20 protein-coding genes are annotated in these 21,138 nt (G+C 63.6%); 7 read left to right on the plus strand and 13 right to left on the minus strand.

Annotation, left to right across the window (positions count from 1 at the left end):
* Positions 1–76 precede the first annotated feature (76 nt).
* Positions 77–1,393, plus strand: a complete 1,317-nt coding sequence (locus ABIC03_RS36780) for an alpha/beta hydrolase (RefSeq protein ID WP_354065517.1) — start codon at positions 77–79, stop codon at positions 1,391–1,393.
* Positions 1,394–1,404: 11 nt separating this feature from the next.
* Here the strand turns inward: ABIC03_RS36780 and ABIC03_RS36785 are convergent, their stop codons facing one another.
* From ABIC03_RS36785 to ABIC03_RS36795, 3 genes are all read right to left on the minus strand, one after another.
* Positions 1,405–1,677, minus strand: a complete 273-nt coding sequence (locus ABIC03_RS36785; protein ID WP_275173244.1) for a Plug domain-containing protein — start codon at positions 1,675–1,677, stop codon at positions 1,405–1,407.
* Positions 1,678–1,741: 64 nt separating this feature from the next.
* Positions 1,742–2,821, minus strand: coding sequence for a hypothetical protein (locus ABIC03_RS36790; protein WP_354065520.1), 1,080 nt, complete (start codon positions 2,819–2,821; stop codon positions 1,742–1,744).
* Between the two features lie 319 nt (positions 2,822–3,140).
* Entirely contained in the window at positions 3,141–3,431 is a 291-nt protein-coding gene (locus tag ABIC03_RS36795; RefSeq protein WP_354065522.1) for a hypothetical protein, read from the minus strand.
* Positions 3,432–3,602: 171 nt separating this feature from the next.
* On the opposite strand from ABIC03_RS36795, the gene ABIC03_RS36800 reads away from it, so the two are divergent.
* Positions 3,603–4,412: an ABC transporter substrate-binding protein gene (locus ABIC03_RS36800; protein WP_354065524.1), complete on the plus strand. Its 810-nt coding sequence runs from the start codon at positions 3,603–3,605 to the stop codon at positions 4,410–4,412.
* On the opposite strand, the gene ABIC03_RS36805 is transcribed toward ABIC03_RS36800, so the two are convergent.
* Together ABIC03_RS36805 and hisC are read right to left on the minus strand one after the other, a co-directional pair.
* Positions 4,386–5,084 carry an ABC transporter permease gene (locus ABIC03_RS36805; protein WP_354065526.1) on the minus strand — a complete coding sequence of 233 codons (699 nt, stop codon included), beginning with the start codon at positions 5,082–5,084 and terminating at the stop codon, positions 4,386–4,388. The two genes, ABIC03_RS36800 and ABIC03_RS36805, sit on opposite strands and share 27 nt — an antisense overlap.
* A 222-nt stretch (positions 5,085–5,306) precedes the next feature.
* Positions 5,307–6,359 carry a histidinol-phosphate transaminase gene (gene hisC / locus ABIC03_RS36810; RefSeq protein ID WP_354065528.1) on the minus strand — a complete coding sequence of 351 codons (1,053 nt, stop codon included), beginning with the start codon at positions 6,357–6,359 and terminating at the stop codon, positions 5,307–5,309.
* 223 nt (positions 6,360–6,582) lie between these two features.
* Between hisC and ABIC03_RS36815 the strand changes: the two genes are divergently transcribed.
* The 5 genes from ABIC03_RS36815 (at position 6,583) to ABIC03_RS36835 (ending at position 12,531) form a co-directional block, all read left to right on the plus strand.
* Complete coding sequence (locus ABIC03_RS36815) at positions 6,583–8,061, plus strand: FAD-binding oxidoreductase (RefSeq protein WP_354065530.1); 1,479 nt, start codon at positions 6,583–6,585, stop codon at positions 8,059–8,061.
* 241 nt (positions 8,062–8,302) lie between these two features.
* Positions 8,303–9,154 carry a 3-hydroxybutyryl-CoA dehydrogenase gene (locus tag ABIC03_RS36820; protein ID WP_354065532.1) on the plus strand — a complete coding sequence of 284 codons (852 nt, stop codon included), beginning with the start codon at positions 8,303–8,305 and terminating at the stop codon, positions 9,152–9,154.
* Between the two features lie 137 nt (positions 9,155–9,291).
* Complete coding sequence (locus ABIC03_RS36825) at positions 9,292–9,756, plus strand: group III truncated hemoglobin (RefSeq protein ID WP_354065534.1); 465 nt, start codon at positions 9,292–9,294, stop codon at positions 9,754–9,756.
* Between the two features lie 266 nt (positions 9,757–10,022).
* Positions 10,023–10,676: a QcrA and Rieske domain-containing protein gene (locus ABIC03_RS36830; protein ID WP_354065536.1), complete on the plus strand. Its 654-nt coding sequence runs from the start codon at positions 10,023–10,025 to the stop codon at positions 10,674–10,676.
* 115 nt (positions 10,677–10,791) lie between these two features.
* Complete coding sequence (locus ABIC03_RS36835; RefSeq protein WP_354065538.1) at positions 10,792–12,531, plus strand: methanol/ethanol family PQQ-dependent dehydrogenase; 1,740 nt, start codon at positions 10,792–10,794, stop codon at positions 12,529–12,531.
* Positions 12,532–12,838: 307 nt separating this feature from the next.
* Here ABIC03_RS36835 and ABIC03_RS36840 read toward each other — a convergent pair whose 3' ends face one another.
* The 8 genes from ABIC03_RS36840 to xoxF5 form a co-directional block, all read right to left on the minus strand.
* Positions 12,839–13,099 carry a hypothetical protein gene (locus ABIC03_RS36840; protein ID WP_354065540.1) on the minus strand — a complete coding sequence of 87 codons (261 nt, stop codon included), beginning with the start codon at positions 13,097–13,099 and terminating at the stop codon, positions 12,839–12,841.
* Between the two features lie 57 nt (positions 13,100–13,156).
* Positions 13,157–15,469 (minus strand): xanthine dehydrogenase family protein molybdopterin-binding subunit, encoded by a 2,313-nt coding sequence (locus ABIC03_RS36845; RefSeq protein WP_354065542.1) that lies wholly within the window; start codon positions 15,467–15,469, stop codon positions 13,157–13,159.
* 1 nt (position 15,470) lies between these two features.
* Positions 15,471–15,923, minus strand: a complete 453-nt coding sequence (locus tag ABIC03_RS36850; RefSeq protein ID WP_007612984.1) for a (2Fe-2S)-binding protein — start codon at positions 15,921–15,923, stop codon at positions 15,471–15,473.
* Positions 15,924–15,956: 33 nt separating this feature from the next.
* Positions 15,957–16,166, minus strand: coding sequence for a hypothetical protein (locus ABIC03_RS36855; RefSeq protein WP_354065544.1), 210 nt, complete (start codon positions 16,164–16,166; stop codon positions 15,957–15,959).
* Positions 16,167–16,564: 398 nt separating this feature from the next.
* Positions 16,565–17,128 (minus strand): S-(hydroxymethyl)glutathione synthase, encoded by a 564-nt coding sequence (gene gfa, locus ABIC03_RS36860; protein WP_275173223.1) that lies wholly within the window; start codon positions 17,126–17,128, stop codon positions 16,565–16,567.
* Positions 17,129–17,162: 34 nt separating this feature from the next.
* Entirely contained in the window at positions 17,163–18,272 is a 1,110-nt protein-coding gene (locus ABIC03_RS36865) for an S-(hydroxymethyl)glutathione dehydrogenase/class III alcohol dehydrogenase (protein WP_027566533.1), read from the minus strand.
* A gap of 61 nt (positions 18,273–18,333) precedes the next feature.
* The gene (locus tag ABIC03_RS36870; RefSeq protein WP_354065656.1) at positions 18,334–18,822 is read right to left on the minus strand and encodes a c-type cytochrome, methanol metabolism-related; all 489 of its coding nucleotides are present in this window, start codon (positions 18,820–18,822) and stop codon (positions 18,334–18,336) included.
* A gap of 109 nt (positions 18,823–18,931) precedes the next feature.
* Positions 18,932–20,737, minus strand: a complete 1,806-nt coding sequence (xoxF5, locus tag ABIC03_RS36875; protein WP_275173221.1) for a lanthanide-dependent methanol dehydrogenase XoxF5 — start codon at positions 20,735–20,737, stop codon at positions 18,932–18,934.
* Between the last annotated feature and the right edge of the window lie 401 nt (positions 20,738–21,138).

Genomic DNA, 21,138 nt, shown 5'->3' on the forward strand with positions numbered 1-21,138 from the left:
TTTGACCGCGCGCAGGCGGCTCGTCATACTTTGCGCCAAGGCGAGCCAGAAAGACTCGTCAACACCGGGAGCTCAAATGATCAATTCATTCTCCGTTGTTGCGGGGACGCTGATTTCCCTCGTCTCTTCCACATCGATTGCCTTCTCGCAGCCGGCCTGCGTCACCCAGAACATGGTGGTGCCGCCTGGGGCCAACACCGTCGACAAGACGGGCCCGTTCTTTATCGATACGGCGGGTCTCGATTTCAAGACGACACCTCCGACGCGCGATCCCTCCAATCCCAACTATCCGCGTGCCACTGAGCTTCCTGACGGAACGCTGCCGCCACCGGGTGCCGAGGGCAATTTCATCATCGGTCCCACCCACAATCCTGCGCCGGAGACGATCGCGAAGGAGGGCGTGCCGCGTGGGACGACAAAATCCTTCACGCTGTCGTCGAAGGAGAGCACCATCTACAATCCGGGTCTGATCCGCGACGATCTTGCCGGCTGCACCAATTCCTCCATTATGACGACCGTTACGGCGCCGGATGACAAGTCGCACATGATCGTGACCACCAGCCATCCCGGCGTCTGGTCGCGCACCATCGACGTCTATGTGCCGGCGCAATATGTGCGCGGCAGCGAGGCGCCGTTCATCGTGGTCGGCGACGGCGGCTCGAACGCCTACAAGGATCTCGCCGTCACGCTCGACAATCTGATCGCGCAGCGCCGCGTGCCGCCGATGATCGCGATCCAGATCGGCAATGGCGGGCAGGACGCGCAGGGCAGTCAGCGCGGCCGCGAATATGACGCGGTGTCAGGCGCCTACGCGCAGTTCGTCGAGCGTGAAGTGCTGCCGCTGGTCGAAAAGAACGCCGACGTCAAGCTGACCAGAAATCCCGACGGGCGTGCGACCATGGGGCTGAGTTCGAGCGGCGTGGCAGCCTTCACCATGGCGTGGTTCTATCCCGATCTCTATCGCCGCGTGCTGGCGTTCTCGCCGACCATGGTCAACCAGCAATGGCCGCATGACCCGTCGCTACGTGGCGGCGCCTGGGAATATCACAGCGCATGGACGGGGCCGGCCACACCCAACCTCATCTCCAAGGCGGGCGTGCTCACGCCGGCCGAGCCGCCCGGCGTGCCGCTGATCGTCGCTGCGCCGACCAAGCCGATCCGTTTCTGGTTCTTCGGCGGCGACCAGGACCTGTTCTATCCGAACCCCACCATCCCCGACGGCATGCACGACTGGACCCTCTCCAACGCGCTGATGGCCAAGGTGCTGGCCGAGAAGGGCTACCACTATCAGTTTCTGTTCGTGCGCAATGCCAAGCACGTCGACCGCCCCACGATCGCGCAGACGCTTCCGTCGGCGCTGGAGTGGGTCTGGAAGGGCTATCCTATCCCCTGAGCGAAAGTGGCCTAGCGCCCGATCGTCACGCCGGCGGTCGAACGCATGGCGTCCTTGAGGCTCGTCGCGTGCTTGTCGTCGAGGATCTCTCGCGTCAGCACGGTGGCTTGGCCGGGCGTGTTGAGGATCGTCTCTCCGCGCGAAGAGGAGAGGCGGTCGGCTTTGTAGGGTGAGGCCTGATCGGTAGCCGGCGCATGGTGCGGCCGTTTACTGGATGCGGCAAAGGCTCCTTGCGAGACGCAGAGGGCGGCAATCACGACCAGTCGCAATGATTTTACGGGCATGCGATCTCCCAAATTCAGGGCGTGAGCCTAGCATATGGGCTGGTCGTCGCAGGGAAAAAAAGGGTCAGGCGAGAGCGGCCTGGCGTTCCCGCATTGGTTCGCGGACCCGGTCGGGTTTCCCGGGCTCGGCCAGCCGCGTAAAACTGCGCTGGCTTGCATGCGCGGGTGCTTCGACAATCACGCCCTCGCAGACGATCTGTCCGCCGAGCATCCGGAATTCCAGCTTGTCGTAGCGCGGCATCGTCTCGCCGAGCCCGGGCGGCAACAGCCCGACGCTTCCCTGGATGTTCAGCGTGGCATCACCGGCGCCGTAGAGGCGGGGATTCCACATCCTGATCCCGGTCTCCGCCCAGCGCTGCCGGATCAGCGCGGCGCGGTCGGCGGGTTCTGCGGCTTTCGCGCGAGCTTTCGGTGCACTCGGGATGTCCGGAGCCGGAGACACGAGGGCCGGCTCCGGCGCAACATCCGTGACGACGCTGGGCGTGTCGGCGAGGACGTCCGCGCCGCTGGGGGACGGATCGCTGTCGATGCTGTCTTCAGGGACATGCTCCGGCGAGATGCCGCGATCGGCGAACGCGACACACGTGTCGTCGAGAGTTGAGCAAGTATCCACGTCGATGGCAGAGGAATGCTCCTCGTTGACAGCGAGAGCGGGGGCATCGACCGGGACGACCTCCAACTCGACCTCGGCAGACGAGGCCTTCTCCACGACAACAGGCTCAAGGTCGGCCGCGAGTTCGGGAGATGGATCGCTGTTGATGATGAGTACGGGGACGTCGACCGGCTCGCGCACGACGTCGATGGTCGCGACCGACGCTTCCTCCACAACGACGGGCTCGACGTCCGCCCCCGTCTCCCGGGATGGTTCGTCGCTGCCGGTGACATCGGCTGGCGCTTCCGACGGGCTCTCCGCGATAATAAGGCTGGCGGTGTCGTCTTCGGCGGCTGAAGCCGCGACCGCCGCGTCGGAGTTCAAGGTATCCGCGCCAATGGTAGTGTCGATAGCCGGGGCGGCTTGTGCAATTTCGGCAACAATGGCGGGTGAGGCGTCTACGGCATCAGGCGCGACGTCGATGCTGCCGCCATGCGGCGCGGGGCGAAGCCGGGTGAACGCCCATTTCACCGCGGGGATGCGGCGCAGCAACGATATCAGTCTCGAAAGCACAGGGAGTTGTCCAAGAGGTACTCGGCTTGAGGCCATCGCTGATTCGCCAGCAATGTAAAAATCCCCGGCTGTCACACTGATGTCAATGTGGGTGGGACCAATTGCAGAACATCCGCGCTTTCAGAGCGCGCGGCTGCGATTTTGCCGGCGTGACTGTAAGCAAGGTGCGGCCCCGCCAATACGCTTCGTTCGACACCAACACCTCCGCACATGACGTCGACAAGCTTTGACGGCACGTACGTAGGCTTCTGGAGAGGGGACGATCGCCCCCTCTCCAGGATTTTCAATCGATACCGGCCTACTTTCCGGCGCCGGAGCCGGAGCCGGAGCCTGCGCCGCCGCCGGCCTGGCTACCCATGTTGTTCGTGTTGGTGCCACCGGCCGACGGAGTCTGCTTGCCCTTGCTGTCGGCGGCCTCGTTCTGCATGTTCGACGACGTGCCGGTCGTCATGCCCTTGGTCGCGGGGCCCCGCGACGAGGGGCCAACGTCGCCCTGGCCGGATGCGCCGGGGGCGGGTTGTGTCTGCGCGGTGGCGCCGCCGGTCGCCAGCGCCATGATGCACGCGGATGCCAAAATGAGCTTCTTCATCTGGTTTCCTCCTGGGTTGACTTGGGCACAACTTACGCGCGGAGCGGACGTTCCTCACCGGGGAGCGCCGCGAGTCATGACCAGGCGCGTTGCGGCGCTTGTCAGGGTTCCCTGTACGGCTCTATCGACGGTAGAGTTTGGAACATCCGGCATCTGGTGTAAGGACGAGGCATGAAAAGGATACTGACTCTCGGAGCGGTTCTGCTCTGGTCCACGATCGCAATCGCGCAGGAGCGCGCCATCACCGTGGCCTCGACGACGTCGACGGAACAGTCGGGGCTGTTCGGTTACTTGCTGCCGCTGTTCTCGAAGGCCGCAGGCATCGATGTGAAGGTCGTGGCCGTCGGCACGGGCCAGGCGCTCGACATCGGACGGCGCGGCGATGCAGACGTCGTGTTCGTCCATGACAGGCCTGCCGAAGACAAGTTCATATCCGAAGGGGAGGGCGTGAAGCGCTTCGACGTCATGTACAACGACTTCGTCATTGTCGGGCCGAAGAGCGATCCCGCGAAGATCGCCGGCGGCAAGGACGTGGCCGAGGCACTGCGCAAGATCGCCGCCGCGAAGGCGCCGTTCATTTCGCGCGGCGACAAGTCCGGCACGCACGCGGCCGAGCTGCGGCTGTGGAAGGAGGCCGGCATCGACCTCGGTGCCGGCAAAGACGGCTGGTATCGCGAGATCGGCCAGGGCATGGGCCCGGCGCTGAACATGGCCTCGTCGTCGAATGCCTATCTGCTGTCGGACCGCGGTACCTGGTTGTCGTTCAAGAACCGCGGCGACCTTGCCGTCCTGACCGAAGGCGACAAGCGGCTGTTCAACCAGTACGGCGTCATGCTGGTGAATCCAGCCAAGCATGCGAACGTGAAGGCGCGGGACGGGCAGGCCTTCATCGACTGGCTGATCTCTTCAAAGGGGCAGGAGGCCATTGCCGGCTATAAGGTCGGCGGCGAGCAGCTATTTTTCCCCAACGCGTCCCACTAGAAGGAAGGCGACGGTCGACACTGCGACGCTGAGTGCGAGCAAGATCAGCCCGAGCCCGAGCGCCAGCGGCAGGTCGCCCTTGCTGGTCTCCAACGCGATCGCCGTCGTCATCGTGCGCGTGAAACCGCGGATGTTGCCACCAACGATGAGGATGGCGCCAACCTCGGCAATCGCGCGCCCGAAGGCCGCGAGAAAAGCCGTCAGCAGCGAGGTCCGGCCCAGCGCGAACAGCAAGCCGATCCTGCGCAGCGTTGACAGCCCGTCGATCCGCGCCAGGTCGCCATACTCCGCCCACAGCAGGCTCGCCGGCCGGTGCACCAGTGCGACCACGATCGGTGTGGCGAGCAGCGCCTGCGCGATCACCATGGCCGTCGGCGTGAACAACAGGCCGGCCGCCCCGAACGGGCCGGACCGCGACAGGAGAAGATAAAGGGCGAGCCCCACCACGACCGGCGGAAGACCAAGCAAGGCATTGGTCAGGACGATGATGACCTGCCGCCCGCGGAACCGGGTGATCGCAAGCAGCGCCCCCAACGGCGCCCCGATCAGAAGCGCGACGATGCTGGCCGTCAGGCTGACACGCACCGACAGTCCGACGATGCCCAGAAGCTCTGCGTCGGCCTCGCCGATCAGCGTGAATGCGGCGCCGACGGATCGCGCGAAGTCGTTCATCCGTGCCTAAGCTTCGGCGCCCGCCACGATGTCTCGGGTGCGTCGATTCCGGGACTGCGGAGGTGTTTCACGTATATTTCCCCGAGGGCATCGTCGTGCAAGTCGGCGGCGGAGCGGTTTGGTAACCCGAATTTGACTGGAAATCAAAGCCTCGCGCGGCATGGCACGAGGTGGCGTTCGGCCCCATCGTTTGACGTTGGCCGATGCAGGGACCGTCGGGGCTCAGATCAAGCCGCGCAGCACTTCAACAAGCCGGGCACACTCGGCCTCCGTTCCGACCGTGATGCGCAGGAAGTCCTCGATGCGCGGCTTTCCGAAATGCCGCACCAGAACGCCACGCTGGCGAAGCGCTGCCGCGAGATCGGCTCCGCTCCGGTTTCGATGGCGCGCGAAGACGAAGTTGGCGAGCGACGGCAACACCTCGAAGCCGAGTTGTCTGAGGTCACGGGCCAGGGTTTCGCGGCTTGCGATGATACGGGTACGAGTCTCTCTGAACCAGCCGTCGTCCTCGATCGCGGCAACGGCGCCGGCGATCGCGAGGCAATCGACGGGATAGGAGTTGAAGCTGTCCTTCACCCGTTCCAGCGCTTCGATCAGCGGTCGTTGGCCGATGGCAAAACCAACCCGCAGGCCAGCGAGCGAGCGCGATTTCGAGAAGGTCTGGATGACCAGCAGATTGTCGTGGCGTGCAACCAGTGGCACGGCGCTCTCGGCGCCGAAATCGGCATAGGCCTCGTCCACCACCACCAGCCGGTCCGGTTGTTCGGCCAGCAGCGATGCGATTGCGTCGCGCTGAAGCGCGATGCCGGTAGGCGCGTTCGGATTGCAGAGGAGGATGGCGCTCGATGGTCGCCTGTAGTTGGAGATATCGATCCTCATCGCACGATCGAGCGGTACCTCGTCATGCGCTATGCCATAGAGGCCGCAATAGACGGGGTAGAAGCTGTAGGTGACGTCGGGGAATAGAAGCGGCATGTCGTGCTTCAGAAGAGCCTGGAAGGTGTGGGCCAGAACCTCGTCGGAGCCGTTGCCGACGAACACTTGCTCCGGCGCCACATCGCAATGGGCCGCGATCGCCTCGCGCAGGCGCGTTGCGCGCGGATCGGGATAAAGGCGCAGCCGCTCCGCGGCCGATGCGATCGCCGCCAGCACGCGCGGCAAGGGCGGGTAGGGGTTCTCATTGGTATTGAGCTTGACGCTGCCGTCCTGCTTCGGCTGCTCCCCGGGAACGTAGGGCGAAAGCGTGTGGACGACCGGACTCCAGAAACGGCTCATGATCTCCAATCCGAATTTCATCGGGCACAGTAGGGTATGCGGGAGCTCGGCGGAAGTGCACCTGCGTTCAGCATTCCGGGCAAATCCGCACGAGGCTTACTGCCGGGGACGTTCCCGCAAGCGCGACCCCTATGCTAGGGTCGTCGCACCACCGCCCAGAATGAAAACAAGAACGAAGGCTGGCGCGCCCCAAGGCGCTGAACGGCCGAAAAGAGAGGAACACATGCCGGGTGCAGCCCTTCCCACCGCTCCCTCGATTCCGACCGCGCCCGTGACGTCAGCCGTTCTCGACCGCTTGCGGACCATCGTCGGCGACAAAGGCCTGATCCTGGATGAGCAAGACAAACAGCCCTTCGTGACCGACTGGCGCGGCGAACTGGCGGGGCAGGCCGCGGCGGTCGTGCGTCCGGCCAGCACCGCGGAAGTCTCCGCTGTCGCCAAGCTCTGCTACGACAACGGCATTGCCATCGTTCCGCAAGGTGGCAACACCGGCCTGATGGGCGGTGCCACGCCGTGGCCCATGCACCGCGGCATCGTGCTGTCGCTCGGTCGCATGAACCAGGTGCTGAATGTCGATCCCGTCGGCTATGCCATGACCGTGGAGGCAGGCTGCATTCTCGAGACGCTTCAGGACACAGCTGCGCGCCACGATCGCCTCTTTCCGCTCAGCCTGGGTGCTCAGGGCTCGTGCATGATCGGAGGCAATCTGTCCACCAATGCCGGCGGCGTGCAGGTGCTGCGTTATGGCAATGCGCGAAATCTGGTGTTGGGTGTCGAAGTCGTGCTGTCTAACGGCGATATCTGGGACGGCCTGCGCGCACTCAAGAAGGACAACACCGGCTATGACCTCAAGCATCTGTTCATGGGGGCCGAAGGGACGCTCGGCATCATCACCAAGGCGGTGCTGAAACTCTGGCCGGCGCCGAAAGACGTGTGCACGGCATGGCTTGCGATTCGCGATCCCAAGGCAGCCATCGACCTGCTGTCGGAGGCGCATGCCGCTTCCGATGACAATGTCGGCTCGTGTGAGCTCATCAGCCGTGCGTGCACCGACATGGTGCTGCGCCACATTCCCGGCACCCAGGATCCTCTCAAGGCTCAGACCGAATGGTATCTCCTTCTCGAATGGTCGTCGGCCAGGCCACGGCAGGACGGCGGCACAGGCATGTCGGACAGGATGGAGCAGTTCCTGGCCGACCAACTCGAGGCGGGCCGGGTGCTGGATGCGGTGATCGCGCAAACCGAAGCGCAGTCGCGCAACATGTGGCGGATTCGCGAGGCTGTCGCCGAGGCATCGCGCACCGAAGGTCCGGGCTTGAGCTACGACGTGTCGGTCGCGGTCTCCAGGATTCCCGAGTTTATCGACAGCGGTCTCGAGGCCGTGCTCGCAATCTTGCCCGCGATCCGCCCCTATCCGCTCGGCCACATCGGAGACGGCAACGTACACTTCTCCTTCATGGGCCCGAAGGGCATGGACCGCGATACGCTCTCCCAGTATTCCGCGGCGATCACACGGGCCGTCAACGACCTCATCACCTCGATGGGCGGCTCGATCTCGGCGGAACATGGCATCGGCATCGAGAAGCTCGACGAGCTCCAGCACTATCGCTCCCGGACCGAGCTCGACATCATGCGCACGATCAAGCGGGCGCTCGATCCCAAGAACATCATGAATCCGGGCAAGGTGCTTCGTCTCGGTTAAGCCGTTACCGCCGCGAGCCCGGCTCCCGGGGCAAGGGATGCCGCAGATAGGCCGGGCCAAACGGGCCGGGGCGCGAAATCATGCCGTTTCGCGACCGGAAGGCGGCTTTATTCCCGCCTTGGATGCTTTAAGGAAGGACAGGATCGGGTCGCACCCGGCCGGGGGCGGTGCTAGACCCTGATCCAGGAACAATGGGACGGGGCCGGTATGGCACGTCCGCAAGGATGAAGGATTTGAGGCAATGATCCAAACCGTTGGCATCATCGGGGCAGGGACAATGGGCAACGGCATCGCGCAGATTTGTGCCGCGGCCGGGCTTTCGGTCGTGATGGTCGATATTTCCGATGCGGCGGTGAACCGCGGGATTTCGACGGTCGGCGGCAGCCTCGAGCGTCTGGTCAAAAAGGAGAAGATGTCGGCGGGCGATCGCGACGCCACGCTCAAGCGCATCACCGGCACCACCGACCGCGCCAAGCTCGTCGACTGTGACCTCGTCATCGAGGCCGCGACCGAGAACGAGGAACTCAAGGTCAAGATCCTGAAGGATCTCTGTGCGACGCTGTCGCCGCGCACGCTGCTCGCCACGAACACCTCGTCGATCTCGATCACGAAGCTCGCCGCAGCGACCGACCGCCCCGACCGCTTCATCGGCATGCACTTCTTCAATCCGGTTCCGGTGATGGCGCTCCTGGAGCTGATCCGCGGCCTGCAGACCTCGGATGACACCCACGCCAAGGCGCTCGATTTCGCCAAGCGCGTCGGCAAGGTGGCGATCACGGCCAAGAACAGCCCCGGCTTCGCCGTCAACCGCATCCTGTGCCCGATGATCAACGAGGCGATCTTCGCGCTTCAGGAGGGGATTGCGACGGCGGAAGAGATCGATGCCGGCATGAAGCTCGGGTGCAACCATCCGATCGGGCCGCTGGCGCTCGCCGATCTCGTCGGGCTCGACACTATGTTGTCGGTGATGGAGGTCTTTTACAAAGGCTTCAACGACCCCAAATACCGTCCGGCCCCCTTGCTCAGGGAAATGGTCGACGCCGGCCATCTCGGCCGCAAGACGGGGCAGGGCTTCTACACCTACAGCGCCTGACAATAGCGCGGGCGGCGGGTGTTGAGTGCTCGCCGCCAGACCCCGCGATTTGCGCTGCGACAAAGACGCCGCGCGCAATCGGCCCGACAATGTCGAACGGGCGCCCTGCGGGAACAACAGAACGGATAACAAGGGATATGTCGGATCGACTGAAGGCCGAGCGCGAGGCTGCGGCCGCGCGGCGGAATTTGCTGACCCAGGATGCAATCGAGCGCACGGGGATCACCGAAGAGATGATCGGGGAACTCGTCACCCGCTTCTACGGACGCGTGCGCGAGGATGAGCTGTTGGGGCCGGTGTTCGCGGTCGTGCAGAATTGGGACGAGCATCTGGCCAAGCTCCGGGATTTCTGGTCGTCGGTCGTGCTGATGAGCGGCCGCTATCACGGCTCGCCGATGCGGGCGCATGTGCCACTGAGCCTCGTCGGGGATCATTTCGACCGCTGGCTCGATCTGTTCGAACAGACCGCGCGCGAGGTCTGCCCGCCGCAGGCAGCCGCTCTGTTCATCGACAGGGCGCGCCGCATCGCCGACAGCTTCGAGATGGCGTCGGCGACCTTGGCCGGTCGCATCGCTTCGCCGCGCCACGTGCTCCGCTCCTAGAATACAGAATGCCTGCCTGAGAAATGCACAAGCCGCACTGATCTCGCTACGATCGCGCCGAGCGTCGGCCCATTGCACCAATACCGACAGCATTGACCTGATCTGCAAAATCATCATGCCGGTCGCGTAGCGTGACGTTGCAATTCAAAATATGCGCGCAAATGCGCCTGTTCGCGTTCAATCAGTGCGAGCAAAGCTGTATTGATGCACTGCGGGAAAAAATCTCTGCCTTTTTTTCGGCAGAGTTCCAGCGCCTGCTTGCACGCATGTCGCGTGCATCGTTCAACACATCCTCTTCATCCTCCGACAACACAGCGGAATCCGAAGCTGACGCCTGCAGGGCGCAAACCCGGCGGGCGCTCCTGATGAGTGCGCTGGCCACCACGGCGTGCCTCGCCTGTTCCAAGCAGGTCCAAGCGGGCGAGGATGCGCCTGGCTCCGACGAGCGGCCTCAGAAAGGCGATCTGCTCGTATTCTCCGAAGGCGATCAGGAGGGAAAGCCCGTCACCGCGGCCGCTCTGCCGGCCGGCGGACCGCCGGTGCATGCCTGGCCGAAAGATCCGAAGACGTCGGTCGTGCGCAGCGCCTCGCGCCTCAACGAGATTCTGATCATCCGGCTCGATCCCGCCGAGCTCGACGAGCAGACGAAAGCGCGCGCTGTCGACGGCATCATTGCCTATTCGGCAATCTGCTCGCATGCCGGCTGTCCGGTCACGGCCTGGGTGAAGAGCGATGTCGGCGACAAGGAAGTGCTCAAATGCATGTGCCACAACTCCGAATACGATCCTCGCGCGGGCGCGCAGGTCGTATTCGGGCCGGCGCCGCGACGGCTCGCTGCGCTGCCGCTGACGCTGGCTGACGGCTCGCTCAGCGTCGCCGGAAACTTCATCGGAAAGGTAGGTGGCGCGCAGCCGGGATGATGGGCGTGCGGGTTGTGCCCGCGTCACGAGAGACCGCATCCGCCGATGGGCGGACGACGGGACGAACGACAAGAATTCAAAACAAGAATTCAAACGGATGAAAAAGGGGAACGCCATGACCAGGAAGCAGTGGTTACTGTCCGGCTTCGTCGCCTTCACGTGTCTTGCATCGACTCTTGCCTCGACCGCCGCCGTATCAGGCCCGATCGAGAATTATTCTCCTGTTACCGCGCAGCGATTGGAAAATCCGGAGCCCGCCAATTGGATGCTTTACCGGCGGACCTATGACGGGCAGGGCTACAGCCCGCTCGACCAGATCAACGCCTCCAACGTGAAGAACCTGACGCCGGTCTGGACCTTCGCCACCGGCGTCGTCGAGGGCCACGAGGCGCCGCCGATCGTCAACAACGGCGTGATGTTCGTGGCGACCCCGATGGGGCAGGTGATCGCGCTGAACGCCAAGACCGGCGACGAATATTGGCGCTACAAGCGGCAGCTCCCCGACGACCTGTTCCAGTTGCATCCGACCAGCCGCGGCGTCGGCCTGTGGGAGGACAAGCTCTATCTCGCCACCACCGACGACCATGTCGTCGCGCTCGACGCCAAGACCGGCAAGGTGGTGTGGGACACCAAGGTGCAGGACTACAAGAAGGGCCAGTACATGACCCTGATGCCGCTGGTCGTCGACGGCAAGGTCATCGTTGGCGGCTCCGGCGGCGAGTTCGGCGTGCGCGGCTATGTCGCCGCCTATGATGCCAAGGACGGCAAGGAGCTGTGGCGGACCTACACCATTCCGGGCGAAGGCGAGCCCGGCCACGACACCTGGCAGGGCGACGACTGGAAGAACGGCGGCGGCTCGGCCTGGATGACCGGCAATTACGACAAGGAGACCAAGACGATTTATTGGGGCGTCGGCAACGCAGCGCCGTGGCCCGGCGAGATGCATCCCGGCGACAATCTCTATACCTCCTCGGTGCTCGCGCTCGATCCGAACACCGGCAAGATCAAGACCTATCACCAGTATCACCAGAACGATTCCTGGGACTGGGACGAGGTCGAAGCGCCGATGTTGATCGACCTGCAACGCGACGGCCGCAACATCAAGAGCCTGGTCCATCCGGGACGCGATGCGATCTTTTGGATACTCGAGCGCACGCCGACCAAGATCAACTACGTTGCCGGCTGGCCGTTCGTCTCCACCGACGTCTGGAAGGGCATCGACGCCGAGAGTGGCAGGCCGATCGTCGATCCCGCGCACAAGCCGATGGTCGGCAAGCGCGTGGAATTCTGTCCGTCGCTGTGGGGCGGCAAGGATTGGCCGTCGGCGGCCTACAGCCAGAAGACCGGCCTCGTCTACGTGCCCGCCAACGAGAATTTCTGCGGCGGGTTCACCGGCGAGAAGGTTCCGCTCAAGCCCGGCGAGCTCTGGCTCGGGACCAAGCCGGAGGACATAGGCCTGAAGACGAAGCCGGGTGCCGATCATTTCGGCGAGCTCCAGGCCTGGGATCCCGTCACGGGCAAGAAGATGTGGCAACACAACTTCCCCAAGTCGCAGCTGTTCGGCTCAGTGACGGCGACCGCGGGCGATCTCGTCTTTGTGGGCGGCACCAACGACCGCAACTTCCGCGCCTTCAACGCCAAGAGTGGCGAGCTGCTGTGGGAGCAGAAGACCAACTCCGGCATCATGGGTATGCCGGTGTCCTATGAGATCGACGGTACGCAATACATCGCGATTCAATCGGGATGGGGCGTGGATGCGCAGCGCATCCAGGATGCACTCGTGACCAACAATATCGGGATCGAAGCTAACGTGCCGCAGGGCGGCGTGATCTGGGTGTTCGCGCTGAAGAAGTAGGCTCCGCTGGCGGATCGAAAGAAGCGGAGTGTCAGGGGGCAAATGCGGCGGACGGCAACGTCCGCCGCATTTTGCGTCGGCGTCTTCCCTTCTCCCCTTGTGGGAGAAGGTGGCGCGAAGCGCCGGATCAGGGGTTCTATCCGCGCATCGCAATGTGCGAGACTCGCGCAGGCATACCCCTCACCCAAGCATGATCGTGGCAACCGGCGTCGCTGCCCTCTCCCGCAAGGGGAGAGGGCACATCGATGCGCTTCGGCGAAGAAGTAGAGCCGATAATCACGGCGTCAAAACGCCGATGCGCAGATCGCTATTTCCCCTCGCGCTCGACCTTGTCCTTTTCCTTCTGGTTCATCTCGCGAACCTTGGGATCGGGATTGTTCTGCCCGGTGGTCTGGGTGGTCGAAGGGGGCGGGGCATTGGCGTTGGGCAGGGAGTTCTGGTCCGGCGTGCTGGGGCGCGTCGCCGTGGTCGGCGGCGTGGTGTTGCTCTGGGCGTATGCGCCAGTGGCCGTCAAAAGAAAGGCGCTCGACAGCAACGAGACTGCGAGCGCCCTTGAGATGTTGGTCATCGATCTGCTCCTGTCAGATCGATGCAAACGGCGCGAAGCCGCCTTGTGTTCCCGCCTTTATGCTTCCAATTGCTTGCCGAGCGGCAGGCTGCGGATGCGTTTTCCGGTCGCGGCGAAGATGGCGTTCATCAGCGCCGGCGCGAATGGCGGGACACCGGGCTCGCCCACGCCGCTCGGCGGCGTGTCGGGTCCGGGCGGCACGATGTAGACGTTGGTTACCACAGGAGATTCGTCCATCCTGAGGACCTGGAAGTCGTCGAAGTTCTTCTGCTGCACCTTGCCGTCCTTGAAGGTGATCTCGCCGTATTTGGCGAGGCTCAGGCCCATGATTGCAGCACCCTCGATTTGCGAGGCGATGCGCTCGGGGTTGACATAAGTGCCGCAGTCGATGGCCGTGTCCACCCGCGGCACCGTCAGCTTGCCCTTGTCGTCGACGGCCACCTCGACGATGGTCGCGATATAGCTGACGAAGCTGCGGTGCACGGCGATGCCGAGGCCATGGCCCTTCGGCACCTGACGGCCCCATTCGCCCTTCTCGGCGACCAGCTCGACCACCTTGCGCAGGCGCGCGGTGTCGATCGGATAGCTGTCCAAGGGCTCGCCGTAGTTCCACATGTCCTTCACAGCAGGCTTGACGATGCGCGGGCTGCCGATCAGCGCGAGCAGCGTCTCCTTCTGGTCGCGGCCGGTCGCATGGGCGATCTCACCCACCATCGACTGCACCGCGAAGGCGCGCGGGATGTTCGAGACCGAGCGGAACCAGCCGATGCGCGTGAACGCCGCGGCCTCCGGGTTCTCGCAGGAGATGTTGGCGATCTCGAACGGCATATCGACCAAGCCCATGCCGAGTTCGAAGGGGGCCTCGTTCTTGGCACCCGCGGCGAACGTCGAAGCGATGGTCGGGGCGACGCTGCGATGGCGCCATGCGATCACCTTGCCACTCTTGTCGAGCCCCGCCTCGATCCGTTCCACGGAGACCGTGTGCAGGAAATCGTGGCGGACGTCGTCCTCGCGCGTCCACTGCACCTTGACAGGCACGCCGAGCTCCTTCGACAGCAGCGCGGCCTCGAGCGCAAAGTCGCATTTCGACTTGCGGCCGAAGCCGCCGCCGAGCAGCGTGACGTTGACGGTGACATTGCCCTCGGGAATGCCGAGCGTCTTCGCGACGTCCTCGCGCGTACCGCCCGGGCTCTGCACCGGCGCCCATATCTCCGCCTTGTCGCCCTTGACGTCGGCGACCGCCACCGGCGGCTCCATGCTGACATGGGCGAGATGCGGCAGATAATATTCGCCGACGACGACCTTGTCGGCGCCCTTCAGAGCAGCCTCGGCGTCGCCTTCCTGGCGCACGACAAGGCCCGGCTTGCGTGAGGCCTCCTCGAGCTCCTTGCGGTAGGCGACGGAGTCGTATTTGCCGTTGGCGCCGTCGTCCCAGGTCAGCTTCAGCGCGTCGCGGCCCTTGATCGCCGCGCCGGTGTTGCGCGCGATCACTGCAACGCCGCCGAGCGGTTGGAATTTCGACGGCCACGGCCAGCCGCGCACCTGCATCACCTTCTCGACGCCGGGGACCTTCAACGCCGCGTCCGGATCGAACTTGACCAGCTTGCCGCCTGTTACCGGCGGGCGAGCGATCACGGCATACTTCATTCCAGGCAACCGCACGTCGGCACCGTAACGCGCCTTGCCGGTGGTGATGTCGTGGAGATCGACGATGCCGATCTGGCCCTTGCCGAGATAGCGGAAGTCCTTGGGGTCCTTCAGCTTGAGCCCTTCGATGCTCGGCACCGATTCCTTGGCGGCGTCGGCTGCGAGTTCGCCGAAACCGAGCTTGCGGCTCGTCGCGCTGTGGACGACTTCGTGATTGACGGCCTTGACCTCGGTGGCCGGCACACCCCAGCGTTTCGCGGCGGCTTGCTCGAGCATGGTGCGGGCGGAGGCACCGATCTGGCGCATCGGCATCAAATAATGCCGCGTGCTGCGCGAGCCGTCGGTGTCCTGGTTGCCGAACTTGACCTCGTCGCCATGGGCCTGTTCCACCTTGACCCTGGACCAGTCGGCTTCCATCTCCTCGGCCACGATCAGCGGCAGGCTGGTGCGCACGCCCGTGCCCATCTCGGCGCGGTGGGCGAGGATGGTGACGGTGCCATCGGGAGCGACCGCGACGAACACGCGCGGATCGACCACGACGCCGTGCGGCATCTTGCCGGCGCCGGTCTCGTAGGCGAACGCCTGGCGCGACATTACGGGCGCCGCGAGCACGAAGCCGCCGGTGATGCCGAGCCCCTTCAGGATGCTGCGGCGCGAAACCTTCTCGACCTTGATGTTCTTCTCGAAGCCACGAAGCTTCTTCGGGTTGTCGATGAAATTCATGTCACACTCCCGTCGATGCGAGATGGACCGCATTCTCGATGCGCTGGTAGCAGCCGCAGCGGCAGATGTTGCCGGACATCGCTTCGCGGATCTGGTCGTGCGACGGCTTTGGATTGTCCATCAGCAGCGCAGCCGCCTGCATGATCTGGCCCGCCTGGCAGAAGCCGCATTGGGGAACGTTGACCTGACGCCAGGCCTTCTGCACCGGGTGATCGCCGTTCGGATGCAGGCCTTCGATCGTCGTCACCTCGCGGCCGGCGACGTCGTTGATCGACGTGATGCAGGCGCGCACGGCTTCCTTGTCGACGATGACGGTGCAGGCGCCGCACAGGGCCTGGCCACAGCCAAACTTGGTGCCGGTCAGCCCGGCCTCGTCGCGCAGGAACCAGAGTAGCGGGAGATCCGGGTCGCCGTCCCAGCTCTGTTCCTGGCCATTGATCTTCACCTTGATCATGATCGTCCCTCGCTCTTCATAAGCTTGCTGATTTCAGATTTTCCAGATGCCGGTCGGTGCAGTGCCCGCTGCGCGGCGTCGCATTCCAGCGGTCGTCCCGCGCGGGCAGATCCCGGCAGGAATCAGGAATGCCAATGTCATGTCCGGATGTGTTCGATACCTCCCGTCGTGTTCTTGATTATTGAATTCGCGCGGCATCGTCACGTCGCGATCGTAGCGGGATCGCTTCAGTCTGGCGTTCACAGCCAAGTTTCTTGAGTCAGCTGTTCTCGATGGGAAAAGATTGCAACGAAGGTTTGTCAAAAGCAGGGCGCCGCATCACGCCGCGCGCCTCTCGATGCGGGCACAATGAAAAAAGCTTCGTCCGCCAGAAGACCTGTGCGGACGAAGCAGGATGCCTCAGTCGAGGGAGGGAGAAACGCAGGCGCCGCGGACTTCAAGCAGGAAGCCGGCGGCCCTGCGCAGTCATTCAGAGACCAGGACTGAGGGAGCTGACGGCTCCCGCACAAGCGCAGTCGAGAAGCGGCGGCAGCGCCGCGATTGTCCCCGGGGCCGGCTCCGTCCGCTCGCTGGCTGTGGTGGAACCGGCGAGCGGGCGGGGCGCGGCAAACGTCAGGGGGCCTTTGCTTAGGCGGCCTTGCTCAGGCAGCTTTGGCCTTCGCCACGTGGGTCGCGATCGCGTCCATCAGCGCCGGCGACAGGCAGTCATAGGGCTCAAGTCCAAGCTCCTTGAATCGAGCCCGTATTCCGCCCATCTGCTCCGGCTTCACGCCCGATTCGATCACCGACGAGACGAAGGCGGCGAATTGCGGCGCCTGCGAACCCTGTTCCTGGAACAGTTCGGGGTGGATGAAGTCGAGGCCGTAGAACGGGTGACCCTTGTTCTCGATGCGGCCGTACATGTGCGTGCCGCAGGCCTTGCAGGCGTAGCGCTGGATCACCGCCGATGGATCGACGATCTGGAGCTTGTCGCCGTTCTCGAGCACGGTGACGTTCTGGCGCGGTACCACGGCGACGACGGAGAAATTCGCGCCTTGCGGCTTCCAGCACTTGGTACAGCCACAGGCGTGGTTGTGCGCGACGTCGCCCTTGACGGCGACCTTGACCTGATGGTCGCTGCATTTGCAGGCGAGCGTGCCGCCGGCGAAGCTGCCGCTGCCCTGTTTGAGGCCGTTATCGATCGAGGGATGGAGTGCAACAGTCATGGGACGATCCTCCTTGGGGGTGACGCTTTTCGAGCTAGAACACGACGACTGAACGGATCGATTTGCCCTCATGCATCAGGTCGAAGCCTTTGTTGATGTCTTCGAGCTTGAGCGTGTGGGTAATCATCGGGTCGATCTGGATCTTTCCGTTCATGTACCAGTCGACAATCTTCGGCACGTCGGTGCGGCCCCGCGCGCCGCCGAAGGCGGTGCCGCGCCAGTTTCGCCCGGTGACGAGCTGGAACGGGCGGGTAGCGATCTCCTTGCCGGATTCGGCAACGCCGATGATGATCGAGGTGCCCCAGCCGCGATGGCAGGCTTCGAGCGCCTGGCGCATCACTGTGGTGTTGCCGGTGCAGTCGAAGGTGTAGTCGGCGCCTCCGTCCGTCAGGGTCACGAGATGCGGGACGATGTCGCCGGTGATCTTCTTGGGATTGACGAAATCGGTCATGCCGAACCGACGTCCCCATTCTTCCTTGGAGTCGTTGATGTCGACGCCGATGATCTTGTCCGCACCAGCCATCTTGGCGCCCTGGATCACGTTCAGGCCGATGCCGCCGAGGCCGAACACGACCACGTTGGAGCCCGGCTCGACCTTGGCGGTGTTGACGACGGCGCCGACGCCGGTGGTGACGCCGCAGCCGATGTAGCAGCTCTTGTCGAACGGCGCGTCCTCGCGGATCTTGGCGACCGCGATCTCCGGCAGCACGGTGAAGTTCGAGAAGGTCGAGCAGCCCATGTAGTGGTAGATCGGCTTGCCCTTGTAGGAGAAGCGGCTGGTGCCGTCGGGCATCACGCCCTTGCCCTGCGTCGCGCGGATCGCGGTGCAGAGATTGGTCTTCTGGCTGAGGCAGCTTTTGCATTGCCGGCATTCCGGCGTGTAGAGCGGGATGACGTGGTCGCCCGGCTTCACCGAGGTCACGCCAGGACCGATCTCGCGGATGATGCCCGCGCCCTCATGGCCCAGGATCGACGGGAAGATTCCCTCGCTGTCGAAGCCGTCGAGCGTGTAGGCGTCGGTATGGCAGATGCCCGTCGCCTTGATCTCGACCAGGACTTCGCCAACCTTCGGTCCTTCCAGATCGACTTCGACGATCTCGAGCGGCTTCTTGGCTTCGAAAGCGACGGCGGCACGTGTCTTCATCGTAAACTCCTCAAATTCCAGCAGGGCGCCAAGAACCAGGTCCTGGTCGGGCTCCGCACGTTCACTTCTTGCCCATGCACGAATCTTCGTTCTTGGTATAGGCCTCGTTCTTGTCCTCGTGCTTGCCGGGTCTTGTGCGGCCCCAGGCCTCGTTAGACCGGGCACGCAAATAGACGTAGAGATCGTCCATGTAGCAGGCGACGTTCGGGTTATCGCCGAAGGCCGGCATCACGTTGTCTGCGGCAGTCGAGATGTTCTTGCGGCCGGAGGCGACGACGCCGAGAAAATCGGCGTAGCTCATCGTCTTCAGCGAATCCTTCAGCGCCGGGGCGTAGGTCGAGCCCATGCCATCCGGGCCGTGACACACATGGCAGTCCGAGTGATAGCGGCGGTATCCGGAATAGGTGTACCAGTCGACGGATCCGTCGGTGACCTTGTAGGTTGGGTTGCCTTCCTTGTCGGACCATTCGCCGGTTTCGTTCTGCTTGACGGCAGTCGGGTCACCTGAGCCGTCCGCGACGGCAATTCCTCCGGACGCGACCAAGAACATCGCAGCAATGGCAGAGCAGATTTTACGCAAGAGATTTTCCTCGGAAGGCATTCGGTGAGACGAGCCGGCGCGTGGAGTTGATCCACGCGCCGGAGCGATGCTGAGAGGTCTAGTTGGGCAGCGAGAACACGGTCAGCGTACCGCCGAGTGCCGTGTAGTTGCTGAGCGCCGCGTAGCCACCGACTGCGCCGAGACCGGCGGTCGGATCGGTCAGACCTGCCGCCAGACCAATGCCGGCCCAGCCGCCCACGCCGGAGAGCACTGCGACATACTGCTTGCCGCCGTTCTCATAGGTGGTGACGTTGCCGATGATGCCGGAGGGAGTCTTGAACTTGTAGAGCTCCTTGCCGGTCTTGGCGTCGACTGCCTTCAGGTAGCCTTCGAGCGTTCCGTAGAACACCACGTTGCCCGCGGTTGCGAGCGCACCCGACCAGACCGAGAACTGCTCCTTGTTCGACCAGACGATCTTGCCGGTCTTGCCGTCCCAGGCGATGAAGTTACCCATGTGGGTTTCACCCTGCGGCGGATACATCGAGAGCGTCGCACCCACATAGGGCTGGCCCGCGGTGTAGCTCACCTTGAACGGTTCGTAGTCCATGCAGACGTGGTTGGTCGGAACGTAGAACAGCTGCGTGTCCGGCGAGTAGGCTGCCGGCTGCTCGTCCTTGGTGCCGAGCGCGGCCGGGCAGATGCCCTTCACGTTGTGGTCCTCGCCCGCCTTGTCGGTCGAAGCTGCGTCGAGCACCTTCGGGCGGCCGTAGGTCGGCGAGTTCTTGTCCATGTCGACGCCGGAGGTCCAGTTCACCTTCGGATCGTACTTTTCGGCAACCAGGAGTTCACCGGTGGCACGATCGAGCGTGTAGCCGAGGCCGTTACGATCGAAGTGCGTCAGCAGCTTGCGCGGCTGGCCGTTGATGGCCTGGTCCGAGAGGATCATCTCGTTGACGCCGTCATAGTCCCACTCGTCGTGGGGCGTCATCTGATAAACCCATTTGGCCTGGCCGGTGTCAGGGTTGCGAGCCCAGATCGTCATCGACCATTTGTTGTCGCCGGGACGCTGCTTCGGATTCCAGGTCGAGGGATTGCCCGATCCGTAGTAGACGAGGTTCAGCTCGGGGTCGTAGGAGATCCAGCCCCAGGTGGCCCCGCCGCCGATCTTCCACTGATCGCCTTGCCAGGTCTTCAGGCTCGAGTCCTTGCCGACCGGCTTGCCGAGTGCGGTGGTCTTCTCTGCGTCGACCAGGATCTGATCATCCGGCCCTTCAGAGTAGCCGCGCCAAGCCAGCTTGCCGGTCTTGATGTCGTAGGCGGTCATATGGGCCTGAACACCGAACTCGCCGCCGGAGATGCCGATCAGCACCTTGTCCTTGACGACGAGCGGCGCCGAGGTGCCGGTCTCGCCCTTGCCGGGATCGCCATTCTTGACGGTCCATGCAACCTGACCGGTCTTGGCATCGAGCGCGACCAGGGTGGTGTCGGCCTGATGCAGGAAGATCTTGCCGTCGCCGTAAGATACGCCGCGGTTGACTGTGTCGCAGCACATCACGGGGATGACGTTCGGATCCTGCTTCGGCTCGTACTTCCAGACGATCTTGTTCTCGTTCGAAAGGTCAATAGCGTAGACCTTGTTCGGGAATGGCGTGTGGACGTACATCATGTTGCCGATGATCAGCGGGCCGCCTTCATGGCCGCGCAGCACGCCGGTCGAGAAGGTCCAGGCGACCTGGAGCTTGCCGACGTTTTGAGCATTGATCTGGTTGAGCTTGGAATAGCGGGTATTTGCATAATCGCCCGCCGGCATCACCCAGTCTTTCGGGTTCTGCGCCATCTTGTTCAGCTCGTCATTGGCTGACGCGCTGCCTACGGCGAGAGCCGCCGCGGACCCAAGAAAGGTCGCCAGTAGTACCTTGCGCATAGTCATTCCTCCGTTGTCTCGTTTATTTTTCCGAAGCATTGCTCAATCACCGGGCTTCTCGTCCGGTGTCTGCTCGTGCAGGGCGGTCACGTTTGGGACCAGAAACGATGCTGTGGTGCTTTCTCCTCCTGATGAGAGCTACGGGTCCACGTGCAGGAGCGGCCCGTTTTTGTTGTTCCTGATGCATCCGTAGCGACTTCGCCACCGGGAAACTTGCCCAAGAGAGAAGCTGGTTTGCTTGACAGCGCACGGCCGCGAAGATTTTGATTTTGCAGTAGCGAATTCAGCGGCTTCCGCAGCGCTTTGGGACCGCCTTCCACGCTTAGGTTCCCCTTGACGGCGCAGCAACTAAGGCGGAGGATTAACTTTCAAGGGTGGCAATGGAACGATGGCGCTCGTTC

The organism is Bradyrhizobium sp. RT6a, assembly GCF_040547675.1.
GTDB lineage: Bacteria > Pseudomonadota > Alphaproteobacteria > Rhizobiales > Xanthobacteraceae > Bradyrhizobium.

What these genes read in the sequence shown, in the direction of transcription:
- ABIC03_RS36830 (WP_354065536.1), top strand. Translation starts at nt 10,023, where the DNA reads ATGTCGCGTGCATCGTTCAACACATCCTCTTCATCCTCCGACAACACA.
- ABIC03_RS36795 (WP_354065522.1), bottom strand. Translation starts at nt 3,431, where the DNA reads ATGAAGAAGCTCATTTTGGCATCCGCGTGCATCATGGCGCTGGCGACC.
- ABIC03_RS36865 (WP_027566533.1), bottom strand. Translation starts at nt 18,272, where the DNA reads ATGAAGACACGTGCCGCCGTCGCTTTCGAAGCCAAGAAGCCGCTCGAG.
- hisC (WP_354065528.1), bottom strand. Translation starts at nt 6,359, where the DNA reads ATGAGCCGTTTCTGGAGTCCGGTCGTCCACACGCTTTCGCCCTACGTT.
- ABIC03_RS36820 (WP_354065532.1), top strand. Translation starts at nt 8,303, where the DNA reads ATGATCCAAACCGTTGGCATCATCGGGGCAGGGACAATGGGCAACGGC.
- ABIC03_RS36815 (WP_354065530.1), top strand. Translation starts at nt 6,583, where the DNA reads ATGCCGGGTGCAGCCCTTCCCACCGCTCCCTCGATTCCGACCGCGCCC.
- ABIC03_RS36805 (WP_354065526.1), bottom strand. Translation starts at nt 5,084, where the DNA reads ATGAACGACTTCGCGCGATCCGTCGGCGCCGCATTCACGCTGATCGGC.
- ABIC03_RS36835 (WP_354065538.1), top strand. Translation starts at nt 10,792, where the DNA reads ATGACCAGGAAGCAGTGGTTACTGTCCGGCTTCGTCGCCTTCACGTGT.
- ABIC03_RS36845 (WP_354065542.1), bottom strand. Translation starts at nt 15,469, where the DNA reads ATGAATTTCATCGACAACCCGAAGAAGCTTCGTGGCTTCGAGAAGAAC.
- ABIC03_RS36785 (WP_275173244.1), bottom strand. Translation starts at nt 1,677, where the DNA reads ATGCCCGTAAAATCATTGCGACTGGTCGTGATTGCCGCCCTCTGCGTC.
- xoxF5 (WP_275173221.1), bottom strand. Translation starts at nt 20,737, where the DNA reads ATGCGCAAGGTACTACTGGCGACCTTTCTTGGGTCCGCGGCGGCTCTC.
- ABIC03_RS36840 (WP_354065540.1), bottom strand. Translation starts at nt 13,099, where the DNA reads ATGACCAACATCTCAAGGGCGCTCGCAGTCTCGTTGCTGTCGAGCGCC.
- ABIC03_RS36800 (WP_354065524.1), top strand. Translation starts at nt 3,603, where the DNA reads ATGAAAAGGATACTGACTCTCGGAGCGGTTCTGCTCTGGTCCACGATC.
- ABIC03_RS36825 (WP_354065534.1), top strand. Translation starts at nt 9,292, where the DNA reads ATGTCGGATCGACTGAAGGCCGAGCGCGAGGCTGCGGCCGCGCGGCGG.
- ABIC03_RS36870 (WP_354065656.1), bottom strand. Translation starts at nt 18,822, where the DNA reads ATGTTCTTGGTCGCGTCCGGAGGAATTGCCGTCGCGGACGGCTCAGGT.
- ABIC03_RS36850 (WP_007612984.1), bottom strand. Translation starts at nt 15,923, where the DNA reads ATGATCAAGGTGAAGATCAATGGCCAGGAACAGAGCTGGGACGGCGAC.
- ABIC03_RS36780 (WP_354065517.1), top strand. Translation starts at nt 77, where the DNA reads ATGATCAATTCATTCTCCGTTGTTGCGGGGACGCTGATTTCCCTCGTC.
- gfa (WP_275173223.1), bottom strand. Translation starts at nt 17,128, where the DNA reads ATGACTGTTGCACTCCATCCCTCGATCGATAACGGCCTCAAACAGGGC.